Genomic DNA, 14,023 nt, shown 5'->3' on the forward strand with positions numbered 1-14,023 from the left:
ATCTATGGGCAGTCGAATACAAAAGTAAGAATGTAAGTTGAATCAAAAAATGCTATAATTTTCTTTGTGAATCACAGGAACCCTTTTTATAGCAAAATTTAAGAAGAAAGTAGGAGCGAAGTGAAACAAATAAAAGAGACTATCCGCAATAATAAAAAAATTTTAGTTCTTATTTCTGCCTATGTTATCATGGTTGTTTTAAATTTTTTAACACCGTTAATTGCAGATGATATTGAGTATATGTATAAAACAAGTAGTTTTTCGTCTATTTTACATGATGAATACACACAATATATGACTTGGACGGGAAGATCCGTTGTCCATATCATTGCACGTTTATTTTTGTTGATGCCTAAAACAGTATTTAATTTGGTCAATCCACTGATCTATGTTTTATTGACATTATTGATTTATAAAATGACCACAAAAGATAATACTACGTTTTATTCCTTCAAATATTTTTTAATTAATGTATTTTTATGGTTATTTGTCCCAGCTTTCGGTCAAACAATTTTATGGGAAACTGGTGCTGCTAACTATTTATGGGGAGGTATCATCGTTGTCAGTTTCCTATTTCTTTACCACCGCTATTATGAGAAAGAGCAAGAATTGTCTTTTAATCCTATAGTAAATAGCATATTGCTACTCATTTTAGGAATCTTAGCTGGCTGGTGTAATGAAAACACTTCTGGTGGGATGATCTTGATTGTTCTTGGCTACCTCTATTTTTATTATCAAAAGAAAAAGCCTTTACGACCATGGATGTTCACAGGATTGTTAGGAGCAATTTTTGGCTTATTCATGATGGTAACAGCCCCTGGAAATGCTGTTCGAGCTACTTATTTTGCTCGTAGCCAGTGGTCTTTACCTCGGAAATTGTATTCGGGCGTTTTTTCAATCACAAAAACGCTATATGAAAATAGTTTAGCTCTTTTTGTGTTGATGGCGATTCTGATCGTGTTGGGAATTTTCTTTAGTAAACACAAAGAATGGTTGAGACTATCCTATATCTATCTCTTTGCAGGGATAGCCACGATCTATGTATTATCTCTTTCACCAGCTGGACTTGATTGGGGAAGATCATTTTTTGGTGGTGTTTTATTTATCATTATGGCGATGGCGTTTGAATGGCCAGATAAAGTGTTGAAATCTACCCAGGGAGCGTTTTATGGGGTGATTAGTGGCGTATTGATTACCCAATTTCTATTTACTTTTGCTTTAGGAGTCAATGACATAGCACTTTCTTATAGAGAAATCAATCAACAATACCATTACGTCAGAGAGCAAAAAAAACAAGGGAATTTGAATCCGGTGATTGCCAACTTTACGATTTATAATCAAACTGGTCATACTGCTTACTCGGGAGGACTATCCCACGTAAAAACGGATATAACGAAACAAGTCAATCGAGCGAATGCAAAATATTTTGGTTTAGAGTCCATTCATTCAGTACCAAAAGAGGCTTGGGAAACAATCTATCAACAGGGAGATCCAAAATGGATGAGTATTTGGAATGCTAACGCCTATTTTGAAGCATTAAGTCAAACTGATCATTTGATTGTGATGGCAGGTGCAGGAGACAAGACACAAATGAACCAACAGTTAGCTGAAGAGATCCGTAAGCTGTTCCCTGAGTTTAAAAATGGGGATTCAGAAAGTTCTTGGAATTTTTCGGGTATCCGTCTGTTAGGAAAAAATCCTGAATTTTCACAGACAAAGAACTATAATTCTGTTAGCCAAGAAATCAATGGGAAAGAGATCTCAGTATCTTCAAGTTTTACACCGTATGCTGACCAACAGTTTGCTGCGATAAAAGTGGGCGATATAAATGTTGCAAGAAATAAAGCGGGCATAAATATTGCTGTTTTGTCAAAAGAAGGAAAAATAGTAGATGCTGTTAATATTCAATTAACTGGTGACAAACTAACCCTCTCAAGATAGAAGAGAGAAAATAGTAAGAAAAACGAGCCTACCAAAAGGATCACTTTTTTTGGTAAGCTCGTTTTTTAAAGAAATTTTTTGGACAAGCAAAAACCTCAATCATGTTGACTAACTAATGATTGAGGTTTTATTTCAATCAGGGCGTACTTCGTGCAGTTGTTTGACACGCCCTCCGATCGATTTAGCAAAAGCTTCTGATGCTTTTTTTTCTTTGAAAATCAATAAGTTATCTGGATTTTTTTCTCTTGTGCGGCAGCCTGTTTTATCAATGTAACCGTGCAATACTTTCACAACATACATGATGATCACCTGCTTTTTATTTTATTATACGGATGAATCAAGCCAACACAAGAAAAAAGGCAGCTTTTTTGATTTTTTTTAAGAAAATCCGTAATGGAGATCCTAAAAAATACAAGAGGTAAATACTATTCTTCAGCTATCCAACTGTGCATACTCGTGGAATAAGCGATCTAATGCAGGATTTACCCGTTCAAGTTTGGTTAACTTCTGATTGTCAGCGAGTAAAAAACAATGTTTGCTAGAGCCAGTTGTTCGTAATTTTCCGTCATCTAAACCGTAGATTTCATAACTAAAATTTAATCTTGTGCCACTATATTGTTCGATTTTAGGCAAAATACGAACAGTTTCACCATAACGAATCATTTCTTTGTACTGGCAAGTGACTTCTAAAACAGGGATGATCACTCCTAGTTTTTCAATTTTTGTATAGCTGAAACCTAAATGATCCAATAAAGCAACACGAGATTCTTCCATCCAACGGATATAGTTGCTGTGGTGGATGATCCCCATTTGATCGGTTTCATAGTAAAACGGCTCACGCATGTATCCAGTAAATTTTTCCATCATTAGAACTCCTTGTTTCCATCTTTTTTCTGACTAAAATAGTGCATCCATTGAGGGATGGCTTGACTGATTTGTGTCGGTAAAACAACGTATTGTTTTTTTGCCAGTTGATCCCCAATAAAACTATGCAGGTAGACAGCTGCTGCGATTGTTTCATCGTTTTTAGGGAATTGTGCCAAGAATCCAGTGATCATACCAGCTAATGTATCACCAGTACCTCCAGTGGCCATTGCGGCAGAGCCAGTAGTATTTTGATAACATTTTTGTTGCCCGTAGATCGTGGTTCGATGACTTTTTAAAACAATCGTTGCGCCTAATTTGGCTTGCTGCTTGCGGTTGTTCTCAGGTGTTTGTTCCTCGATCTTAAGTGAGCTTACTCTTTGCCATTCCATTTGATGAGGAGTCATGACGGTTTGCTCGGGAAAATGGAGGGTTAGATTTTCTTTAGCGAATAATGTTAATGCTGAACCGTCCATCACTAACCACTGATGGCTTTTTTGATGTGCTAAAGTGAATGCTAATAATTCTAAACTCAATGAGGAGTCCCCTAATCCTGGACCAATCAATAGAACGTCTGCCGTGTCCATCACTGCTAACAGTTGTTCTTTTTCTTGCCAGTCGATGCACATGGCTTCAGGTAAATGCGTGTGAAGTGGTGCTTGATTCCGCTGGTCCGTAGCAACAGTCGTTAATCCTGCGCCACTGTGTACAGCCGCTAGTGCACTCATGATGATCGCACCACCAAATTGATGGTTACCGCCAATCAAGACAGTACGACCGAATGTTCCTTTATGTGACTTTTCTGGGCGTGGTTGAATTACTTTTTGTAATAAATCGCTATCTATTAACAATTTCTCCGCCTCCTTTCTTGTATTATAACTGAGTATTTTTAAATAAAATACCGTTTGGCTAAGGAACCACAAATTTTTTTGCACGTTTTTTTGGCAGGATTTATGGTATGATGGACAGGTAGACTTAATGAGTGGAGGATTGATTTTATGACAATCGATTGGCAAAAAGAAGTAGAAGCACGTAAAGAAGAACTACTTGAAGATTTAAAAAATCTTTTACGTGTGAATAGTGAACGGGATGATTCAAAAGTAACTCCTGATGCACCTTTTGGACCTGGACCTCGAGATGCGCTAAAACATATGTTGGCTTATGGCGAACGTGATGGGTTTGTCGTAAAAAATGTTGATAACTATGCAGGACATATTGATCTTGGCGAAGGCGATGAAACTTTAGGTATTTTTGGTCATATGGACGTAGTACCAGCAGGGGATGGTTGGGATACAGATCCTTATGAACCAGTAATCAAAGATGGGAAAATCTTTGCTCGTGGTTCTAGTGATGATAAAGGACCAAGCATGGCTGCTTACTATGCCATGAAGATCATCAAAGATCTTGACTTGGAATTATCCAAAAAAGTTCGTTTTGTAGTTGGTAGTGATGAAGAAAGTGGTTGGGCAGACATGGCTTACTACTTTGAACATGAAGAAGAACCTGACTTTGGATTTTCTCCAGATGCAGAATTTCCAATCATCAATGGTGAAAAAGGAAATGTTTCTTTCGCACTACGTTTCCAAGGAGATAACGCAGGAGATTATGTCTTGAAGACATTTACTTCAGGTTTACGTGAAAACATGGTGCCTGGAACAGCAACAGCGACTCTTGAAGTACCAAGTGCGGAAGCTGCGATCCAAATGGAAGAAGCTTTTTATCGTTTTGTTGAAGCAAACCCAGTAAGTGGTTCGATCGAAGCGGATAATACCTATGTGAAAATCGAATTGATCGGAAAGGGCGCACATGGTGCAAGTCCTCAATCAGGGATCAATGCCGGTTCATTCTTAGCATTATTCTTAGACGATTATGAATTTATCGGTTCTGCTAAACAATTCATCCATGTAGCAGCAGCCTATGTCCATGAAGATTTTTATGGAGAAAAATTAGGGGTTGCCCATGAAGACGAAAAAATGGGTAAATTGACCATGAACGCTGGATTGTTTGCCTTTAAAGAAAATGGGTCAGAAGAAGATAACTATATCAACATGAACTTCCGTTTTCCAAAAGGGGTTACCGTTGACGGCTTAGAAAATGACATTGCAACAACGATGAAAGCAGAAGGAGCAACAGTTACTCGTGGCACACGTGTCATGGAACCTCACTATGTACCAATGGAAGATCCATTGGTAGCAACTTTATTGCAAGTTTATGAAGACCATACAGGCGAAAAAGGCTATGAACAAATCATTGGTGGCGGAACCTATGGCCGACTATTGAAACGTGGTGTAGCTTATGGCGCAATGTTCCCAGGCTATACAGATACAATGCACCAAGCCAACGAATTTATGAGTCTTGATGATCTTTTCAGAGCAACTGCCATTTATGCAGATGCCATCTACCGTTTGGCGAAGTAATAGTGAACGAAACTCATACTGATTCATCGGCTATCCTTGTTCTAAGAGATAATTTTTGAAAAGGATCGTTGGAAAAGTGAATGAAAAAGATGTTCTAACATGATATGGATGTGATTTTTTGCTTGATGAGGCGAAAAATCACATCCTTTTTACTTGCTAAATAATATTCTAAATATTCAACATCGAAGATTGTTCCAAAAAAACAAATGAATGATATTTTTTATGAAGGAAAAAATAATATTTGTAGTTAATGATGAGGAGATAAAGACAAAAAACAGTTATTGGTTCAGCGATTCTCATCAATAAAGAAAGTCGTTAGGAATAAATATCATTAGCATAGAACAAAAAATCTGTTATTTAGAAATTTTTGGCTAAAAAAACTCTACATTTGTGTTACATTCAGATTATTAATCAAATAAGAGAAGGGGATCTAATGACAGAAATAGCAGAAGGTAGAGGATTTACAAAAGCAGAGATTGATAAGCAAAAAAAAATAGTAGAGAACGCCTATAAAAAAATGGATAGTCACGCTACCTATCCTCACGGAGAAAATTATAAAAAAGCAGCTCGTATTCATGAAAAAGAAGAGGAAAAGTTAGCAACGATGCTAAGATGCCCAATTAAAGCAACAGATATGGAATATAGTCGTGAAGAATTGAAGGCGCAAAAAAAATTGGTAGCACAGCTCTTCTCAACTTATGATGCTTATTCCATCCATCCTCATAATGATAAAGCAAGAAAAGCAGAGAATGACTACTTAAAAGCAAAGTGGGATTTACATATTATGAAAGAAACAAATAGAGAAATTCAAGATAAAAGAGAACGTGCAAAAATAAAACATTCTCCTAATAATGAAGAAGCGAGGATACAAGAAAGTAAGCAAGAAACTCAATCAATAGTCCAAGAAGGTAGATTATCAGTAGATGAAGAACGAGAATTTTTTAAACAAAAAGATTCTTCTCTTTATGAGATAGTAGAAACTGAAGTTATCGACAAATTAAGCCCGTTAGAAAGTAAAAAGGAAGAAGTACATACAAAGTTATCTAAACTAGACGAAGAAATTAAAAATATCTTAAATAGTATAAGAGAACGTGATGAAGCCAAAGAAAATTTTTTGGATAGCTATTTTGAAAAGTTATCTCTACAATCAGATGCTGAACAAATAGACTCGAAAATTAAAGCGATTGATCAGTCATTCTTTAGAAAAATCATTAATTTTTTTACTAAGGAACAGGCTGAATTACGAACAGAGTTAGATACAAAAAAAGCTACAATTAATACTATGATTTCTAAAATAGAAGAAGCACAAACAGTTTACACAAGAAATGAGAATATCCTTAATGAAGTTTTCTCTAGTAATGAAATATTTGAGGGGTGGAAAGAAAAGTGTGCAAATATAGGATCCACTTTGAATGATTTAAATCAGAATTATGAAATAGTAAAGGAAAATATACCAAAAGAGGTAAATAGGGAATCTTTAACGAAAAAAATAGAAAATTTACAGAAGAATTTAGAAGAAGTTAAAGGTACCGTGGGAGGTATAACACAAAATCTGCAAAAAATAGACGAATACCGTAAGCAAGAACAAAGTAAAGATCAACAAGGATTTATTCGTCTGATAAGCAAAGCGATAGATCAAATAGTAATCGAAACAGTAAATCAAACAAATGAAAGAAGGGAACAAAATGCTAAAAGCAAACATTTGAATGAAAGAGAAAATATCTTTACCAATCAACTTTCGGCTGAATTGGGAAATAAAAATGTACGTATTGAAGAATTAAATGCTCCTAGTTTGTATCAATATTTAGTCCATAAAAGCACCGAATTAGATATGAAAGTTCAAAATATCTTTTCCAGTGACTTTAAACAATTATATGACTTAACGATACAAGAGCGTGATAAGGCAACTCATTCTGTGAAAAATATTACCCAAGAAATTACGAAGATACATAAGGATTGGGAAAAATCAACGAAAAAAATAATTAATAGCGATCAGCCGAGAGTAAAACGATTTCTTAGTCGATTTACTAAAAAACATATAAAAGCTAGAGAAAAGTACACTGCCAAAAAAAGCGGGTTATCGACAACTTTTAAGGATAAAATAAAGGAACTCATTGAGCGAAAAAGGATTGAAACAGAAAAGAATGAGCAGGCTGAGAGAATTTTTATCAAGGCGAAAAAGGAAGTTGATCATGTTAACAATGAATTGGCAGATTTAAAAAGCCAGTTGAAACAGCTGAAAAATAAATATCCAACAGGAGAAGAACAACCAAAGATTAATAATGAACTAGCTGCTCAAATAAAGAAAAGTTTAAAATTTATTAAGGAGCAACAGCCAAAGATAAAAGAACAATTGGGTTTTTGGGTGATGCTGGAACTTAAAGATAAGGAACCTTCAGAAAAAGTGGATCAGTCACAGAAAAAATCTGTTGATTATCAAAATCCTAGAATATTGGTAACGAATGCTTGGAATAAGGAGTTGTTAAAAAATAACAAAAATAGCACCCGGCAATCTCAACAAGTACATAACCAAACGAATCAATCAATTGGCAGAGAAGTACATACATTATAGAGAATAAAATTTTGTACTCTCTAATATGTGGCGGTATCTTGCCTGATGTTTTACTAAGATATGATATACGTATCAAGTGATACAAGAGATTTCTGAAGAAAAAAGTGGTCTGTTATTGAAGGAGCATCTTTTGAATCTGTAAATAAGAAAAATATAGGATTGGCATTAAAATCAAGAATGGAAAAGCAAAAATTGCTTTTGATCTTCTTGATTTTTTTGTTTGCTTTCGGAGGTGAAGTCAACGATTGGTAAATGCTGACGAGTAAGTACAGATAGAGGATACTAAATACTACTTGTTTCAAAAAACGTTAGTTTGATCTCGCAGAATTTTTAATGGTACGATGAAGTGCCTTTTTATTCTAGAAGAATGAAACTTTTTTAAAAATTTCCAAACAAAGAAATTATTAAAAAATAAAGTTTTTATTGTCATGTTACGCTTAATTTATCAATATAACGAAGGAGTGAAATAAGAATGGGAAGGCCAGTTTTTCAGGAAGGAATAACTCAGCAATCAGCTGCAGAAGTAGCCGCAGAAGCTGAAAAGAAAAAAGCGATGGATAAAGCTATAAAAGAAATTGACCGACAACAAAATAAAGTTAATGGTGCATGGCAGGTATTGGATTATATGGAAACATATCAACCTTTTTCAGATAAGACTGTTGTTGCAAAGGCTGAACATGTAGCCGCAGAAAATAAACACGCTGAAATGGTGGATGAATTTTTAAAAGAATATAAAGTGATGCCTTCCAAACCAAAGAAACAGGAAATAAAACAGGAAATAAAACCAAAAAGTGAAATTGACGATAGTAAGCGAGATCCAGAAGTCGAGGAGTTCGGTCCTAACGCACGGAAGCAAAAGGAGGAAATAGATCAACAAATCAAGGAATCAGAGACTAGAGTAAAAAATATTATAAAAGACTTGTTTCCAAATAGGGATGTTATTAAGGAACTAAAAGAAATAAAAAAAGAAACAGAAGAAGACATAAAAGAAGAAATCGAAGAAGAAGTAGAAGAAGAAATCGAAGAAATAAAAGAAATAAAAGAAGGAATAAAAAAAGAAATAAAAAAAGAAAGAAAGAATCAGCTTAGTAAATTGAAGACATCTTCCTTAGAACCCGTAAATAACAATCTAGTAGATAGCTTAAGTAGTAAAGTTGGTGAGAAACCGTCATTCTTCAAACGCTTGCTTAATTTTTTTACTGGAAAAAAAGAGCAACCAAGGAACCCCATACAGCAAACAACCTTGAAAACTAAGGATTGGGAGGCAGAATTTGAGAAACGCTTTGAGGCAAAACTTGAGGAACGCTTTCAGGAAAAACTTGGGGAACGTTTTCCAGAAGAACTTAAGGCACGCTTTCCGAAAGATCTTAAGGAACGTTTTAAGACAATAGAATCTACAGATGAAATTGCAAAACAAGTAAAAAAAGGCTTAGAAAAAGAAATAAAAATGTTCAAAAAAGAGTTAGATAAAGTAGAAAGGGAAAAAGTAAAAGCAGTTAAACCCTATGCAATGAAAGTATATGCTGAAATCATTAGTAAGGTGACAACGCTAAAGGATGGAATAGAACCTCTACAAATTGAAGCCCGAAAACTAATTAACGACAACTCGAAGAAACCTCAAAAAATCCATAAAAAGATTAATCGAGCACAACAAAAAACAGCTACTATATACTTGAATCAATCGGACTCACTAAACACGCAAAATAGTCAGAAGCATGATAGTAAAAACCATTCAAGGGCATAGTAACTTAGCAAGGCATCGTCAAAAATTCTCAAACAAAAAAATTATTAGTAAATAACATGAATAAACTCATAATACGCTTGTATTACATATGTTAGCACGAAAAACAGAGGAGTGGAATGAAATATGGAAAGTCACGATAAAAAAAGTTTACAGATGAGAAAACTATACCGAATCAAAAAGCTTTTGAAGGTTCACAAAAACAATACAATAATGCATTAGAGAACAATAAAAGAATTAAAGAAAAAGTTTCTAAAGACATAAAAAAAGTAAACAATATAAAATCAGCATAGCAAAAAACTCTGGAGAGAATGGCTGCAGCATCAGAATAACTCGATAATCCTCTAATTGATGATTTAGAGAAAAAGGTAAATAATTTTGAATCCCAATTTAAAGATAAGATTAGCCAAATAGAGCAAAAGCTATCGCCTGTTCAAAATGGCGACCAACAAATAGCTGAAATAGGTGAGGTAGATACATCTATTGGGGAGGTAAATACGAGAAAAAAACTAGATACGGATCTCGTTACTAAGAACCAAGCCGTCACTGATTTCAACAATTCTTTTGTACGGAAGTTGTTTAACGTCTTTACAGGAGAAAAACTAAATTAACACAGGATGTAAAAACAGTTACTGAGGATATTATAAATACGAATAATCAACTGATTAAAGATATTAATCAGAAGGGTAACTTAGAAAAAATGGTCACTGGGAATTTAGATAAGAATATAGCTGTCTGTGATCAGGTGAAAAGTGAAATTAATGTTCCTAAAGCGAAACTTAGTGAACTGTCAGCAGAGTATGACGTTGTTGAAGATAAGACAAAGGGACTACGAGATGTTAGTAAACACAGAAGAGAACAACTTGAAAAAATTAGTGGGAAATTAAACGTCATGGAGCAAAAGGTTGAAGACCTGGAAAGAAATGTACAAGGTTGAATAGGAAAACATGAAAAATTTAAAGAAGAGCTTCCAGTGAGAAAGCAAGAGATACACCAACTGAAAGAGAATGCTAAACAGCGGGCAGAAAAGCTCAACAACCGAGGTGATAAACAAGATCAAATGCAAAATAGCAATAAAACGAATCGAAATTCAAGAGGATAATCGGATGGTGAAATGCCAGCAATCATAGATAGTAGAACAGAAAATAATCCATTGATGAAAAGAGCAACGTACATAAATAATTAGATAGCAGTATCTTACTTGGATAATCAATTAAATTTAGGAAAAAATCGCATAGGTGTTTCCTAAAAATTAACGTTTTTACGTATATTTTTTAGGAAACACCTTATTTTATATCAATCTTTTTATTGAATCGGTGTATTGGTAGAACAGGTTCGGAATATTTTTTAAGTGAGAGTTCTATCTTAGTCTCTTCTAGTATCTCTAAAAACGAATAAAAGGCGTTCAAGAAGCAACTCCTCAACAATAAGCAAAATATGAGGAGCTATTTTAAAAAATCATCGCTTATTCGCTCGGAGCTGAACGCTTCTTTCACAGCCTCTTGCTAAACGGTGTTCAAACATCAGCTCCTTGAAATAAGCCTGAATTTTTCAAAACATGAGAAGCTGTTTCAAAAAATTCTTTCTTATTGTCATCAGAGCTACCCGATGTTTTCACGACCTCTGATTCACGGTGTTCAAAGAGCTGACCTTCGGCGATAAGTCAAAAAATCTCAAAACATGTGGAGCTGTTTCGAGATTTTCATCCTTAATGCTCCTGCGATTACTCGTCGCAGTTTTTACTTGGTGAGCGCTCAGGTCAAGACACTCTTTTCACAACCTCATGTCTGAACTAGTTTATTGTAACCGCTGTCCCACTACAGGTGACCATTAGCATTCCGTTATCGCTCCCCAATACTTCATAATCCATTTTCATCCCAATGACTGCATCTGCACCTAATGATCGAGCACGCTCTTGCATTTCTGCTAAGGCCTCTTCACGTGCAGCAAGCAATTCATCCTCGTAGCTTTTTGAACGTCCGCCAAAAACATTGCGAAATCCTGCCCCGATATCTTTTAATACGTTGATTCCAGTAATGACTTCACCAAAAACAATGCCTTTATATGCTGTTACTTCTTTATTTTCCACGTTGTTTGTTGTTGTAATGATCATTCGATCACTCCTTTCTTTAAAAATAGTATATCAAAATTTATTTCTTAAGTCGCAATTGGAATTAGCTAGTCAATTACAGCGCATCATTTCCAAAAAATGGACATTCTATTATATACTGGAACTATGCAAAAGAATATAGTTGATGATCAAAAGAATGAAAGCGCAAACTTGGTGTGACCACAAAAGGAAGAAGGAGAAATGGCATGAAAAAAAGTATCTTACTTGTCTCCCATAGTCAACAGTTAACGGATGGACTCAAAGAAATGATTGAACAGATGCAACAATCAGAAGATGTGTTACTTTTTTCCTTAGGAGGAGTAGAGGGAAGAATTGGTTCTGATCCGATGAAAATCATCGATGCGATCAACCAATCAGCTGATTCCGCCATGTATTTTTTGTTTGCGGATATCGGGAGTGCGGTTTTGAACGCTGAAATGGCCAAGGAAATGTTGGATGAAGACCAACAAAAGAAATACTACCTTGTAGATGCGCCACTTGTTGAAGGGGCTTTTGCTGGAGCGATCACAGCAGGTATCACGGATGATCCTCAACAAATACTAACGGAAGCACAGAATGCGGGAAAGCAAGGGTGGACGTGAAATGAAAAAAATCATGAATAATCCTAGTACAATCGTAGAAGAAATGTTGTCTGGTTTAGTGATAAGTTATCCAGAAATGATTCACCAAGTAGCTGATTCTCGAGTAGTAGCAAAAAATGATCAAGTAGAACAAGTTGGCTTGGTTTCTGGGGGAGGAAGTGGTCATGAACCAGCGCATGCAGGTTTTGTTGGTGCTGGGATGTTGAGTGCTGCAGTTTTAGGAGATGTTTTTACTTCGCCGACACCTGATCAGATTCAGATAGCTATCAAAGAAGCGGATCAAGGAAAAGGCGTTTTATTGATCATCAAGAATTATACAGGAGATGTACTCAATTTTGACATGGCTAAAGAAATGGCGGCTATGGAAGGGATTGAAGTAGAAAGTGTTGTAGTGGATGATGACATTGCGGTGGAAAATAGCACATATACTGCTGGCAAACGTGGAGTAGCTGGAACAGTTCTTGTGCATAAAATCTTAGGGGATGCCGCTAGGAAAGGTGCATCCTTGCAAGAATTGAAGGAACTAGGAGATAGACTAGTTCCAGCGATCAAGACGATTGGTGTGGCATTGCGTGCGGCCACGGTTCCTGAAGTAGGAAAGCCAGGATTTGAATTAGCCGAAGATGAGATCGAATACGGAGTAGGGATCCATGGCGAGCCTGGTTATCGTAGAGAAAAGTTGCAACCTGCTAAAGTATTAGCTGAAGAATTAGTAACAAAAATTTTAGCTGACTACCCAGAGAAACCAAAAGAAGTTGGCGTGCTAGTTAATGGGATGGGTGGCACGCCATTGATGGAACTCTTTGTTTTTATGAATGATGTCCAATCATTACTCGATCAAGAAGCAGTCAAAGTGACATTTCATAAAGTCGGTGATTTTATGACTTCTTTAGACATGCAAGGATTATCTCTGACGATGATTGACCTAACAACTAAGAAATGGCAGGAAGCATTGGAAAGTGAAGTTCACACAATTTCGTGGTAGAAGGTGGGAGAATAATGGAACTAACGGTCAAAGAAATTCAAGCGTGGTTAACGGATTTTACAGAGAAAATCGATGAAAATAAAAGTTATCTGAGTGAGCTCGACACGCCGATCGGTGATGGCGATCATGGCAATAATATGGGGCGAGGGATGACGGCTTATCAAGAAGCGTTTCAAAAAGAACAACCGAAAACGATCAGTGACACGTTCAAGGTTCTTTCGATGGCAATGATCTCAAAAGTTGGAGGTGCTTCTGGACCATTATATGGTTCTGCCTTTATGAATATGATGAAGGCTACAAAAGACATTGATGTGATTACATCACAAGAACAATTAGGGAAAATCATTGAAGAAGGAAAAAATGGGATTCAAGCTAGGGGGAAAGCAGAAGCAGAAGAGAAAACGATGCTAGATGTCTGGTTACCTGTTACTGAAGCCTTGAAGAATAATCGATTAACAGAAGAAGTGATTGAAGAAGCGAAGGAACATACAAAAGATTTAGTAGCCAAAAAAGGACGTGCCTCTTATCTAGGGGAAAGAGCCATTGGCCATATCGATCCCGGAGCAGCTTCTAGTGCTATTTTCTTTGAAACTTTATTAACTAATATAGAATCATAAATAACAAAATATTTATATAGCTGACTTTTTAACCAGTAAAAATGAGAACAAAAGTCAGTTTTTTTCTATTCCAGAACACTTATGAGAATCTGCTTTCAAATCAAAAAAAACAAAGGATAAACAATTTTAAAACAAAAATTTCCAAACTGAGAAAATGTCGGAGAAATAACAATC

At 35.7% G+C, this 14,023-nt stretch carries 12 protein-coding genes; 8 read left to right on the forward strand and 4 right to left on the reverse strand.

What is annotated here, in order from left to right; translation table 11 throughout:
- The first annotated feature begins 120 nt into the window (after positions 1-120).
- Positions 121-1,941 carry a DUF3329 domain-containing protein gene (locus IGJ23_RS01230; RefSeq protein ID WP_438774532.1) on the forward strand — a complete coding sequence of 607 codons (1,821 nt, stop codon included), beginning with the start codon at positions 121-123 and terminating at the stop codon, positions 1,939-1,941.
- Between the two features lie 132 nt (positions 1,942-2,073).
- Here the strand turns inward: IGJ23_RS01230 and IGJ23_RS01235 are convergent, their stop codons facing one another.
- From IGJ23_RS01235 to IGJ23_RS01245, 3 genes are all read right to left on the reverse strand, one after another.
- Positions 2,074-2,241: a hypothetical protein gene (locus tag IGJ23_RS01235; protein WP_010720280.1), complete on the reverse strand. Its 168-nt coding sequence runs from the start codon at positions 2,239-2,241 to the stop codon at positions 2,074-2,076.
- Positions 2,242-2,373: 132 nt separating this feature from the next.
- Entirely contained in the window at positions 2,374-2,805 is a 432-nt protein-coding gene (locus IGJ23_RS01240; protein ID WP_014834326.1) for an acyl-CoA thioesterase, read from the reverse strand.
- Positions 2,806-2,807: 2 nt separating this feature from the next.
- Complete coding sequence (locus IGJ23_RS01245) at positions 2,808-3,656, reverse strand: NAD(P)H-hydrate dehydratase (RefSeq protein WP_411244916.1); 849 nt, start codon at positions 3,654-3,656, stop codon at positions 2,808-2,810.
- A 147-nt stretch (positions 3,657-3,803) separates the two neighbouring features.
- On the opposite strand from IGJ23_RS01245, the gene pepV reads away from it, so the two are divergent.
- From pepV to IGJ23_RS01265, 4 genes are all read left to right on the forward strand, one after another.
- The gene (gene pepV / locus IGJ23_RS01250) at positions 3,804-5,222 is read left to right on the forward strand and encodes a dipeptidase PepV (protein ID WP_010720277.1); all 1,419 of its coding nucleotides are present in this window, start codon (positions 3,804-3,806) and stop codon (positions 5,220-5,222) included.
- Between the two features lie 433 nt (positions 5,223-5,655).
- The gene (locus tag IGJ23_RS01255) at positions 5,656-7,794 is read left to right on the forward strand and encodes a hypothetical protein (protein ID WP_438774533.1); all 2,139 of its coding nucleotides are present in this window, start codon (positions 5,656-5,658) and stop codon (positions 7,792-7,794) included.
- Positions 7,795-8,266: 472 nt separating this feature from the next.
- Positions 8,267-9,538, forward strand: a complete 1,272-nt coding sequence (locus tag IGJ23_RS01260) for a hypothetical protein (RefSeq protein WP_367010806.1) — start codon at positions 8,267-8,269, stop codon at positions 9,536-9,538.
- Between the two features lie 697 nt (positions 9,539-10,235).
- Positions 10,236-10,472, forward strand: coding sequence for a hypothetical protein (locus IGJ23_RS01265; protein ID WP_438774534.1), 237 nt, complete (start codon positions 10,236-10,238; stop codon positions 10,470-10,472).
- A gap of 855 nt (positions 10,473-11,327) precedes the next feature.
- On the opposite strand, the gene IGJ23_RS01270 is transcribed toward IGJ23_RS01265, so the two are convergent.
- Positions 11,328-11,648 carry a putative heavy metal-binding protein gene (locus IGJ23_RS01270; RefSeq protein ID WP_010720273.1) on the reverse strand — a complete coding sequence of 107 codons (321 nt, stop codon included), beginning with the start codon at positions 11,646-11,648 and terminating at the stop codon, positions 11,328-11,330.
- Between the two features lie 203 nt (positions 11,649-11,851).
- Between IGJ23_RS01270 and dhaM the strand changes: the two genes are divergently transcribed.
- The 3 genes from dhaM to dhaL are packed head-to-tail and all read left to right on the forward strand — an operon-like array spanning position 11,852 to position 13,849.
- Complete coding sequence (gene dhaM / locus IGJ23_RS01275; RefSeq protein WP_438774535.1) at positions 11,852-12,247, forward strand: dihydroxyacetone kinase phosphoryl donor subunit DhaM; 396 nt, start codon at positions 11,852-11,854, stop codon at positions 12,245-12,247.
- Between the two features lies 1 nt (position 12,248).
- Complete coding sequence (gene dhaK, locus IGJ23_RS01280; protein ID WP_010720271.1) at positions 12,249-13,232, forward strand: dihydroxyacetone kinase subunit DhaK; 984 nt, start codon at positions 12,249-12,251, stop codon at positions 13,230-13,232.
- A gap of 14 nt (positions 13,233-13,246) precedes the next feature.
- A complete protein-coding gene (dhaL, locus tag IGJ23_RS01285) occupies positions 13,247-13,849 on the forward strand; it encodes a dihydroxyacetone kinase subunit DhaL (protein ID WP_010720270.1) in 603 nt (200 codons plus the stop codon).
- Positions 13,850-14,023 lie beyond the last annotated feature (174 nt).

Origin of the sequence: Enterococcus sp. DIV1682a, from assembly GCF_051711005.1 — a bacterium.
GTDB classification, from domain to species: domain Bacteria; phylum Bacillota; class Bacilli; order Lactobacillales; family Enterococcaceae; genus Enterococcus_B; species Enterococcus_B hirae.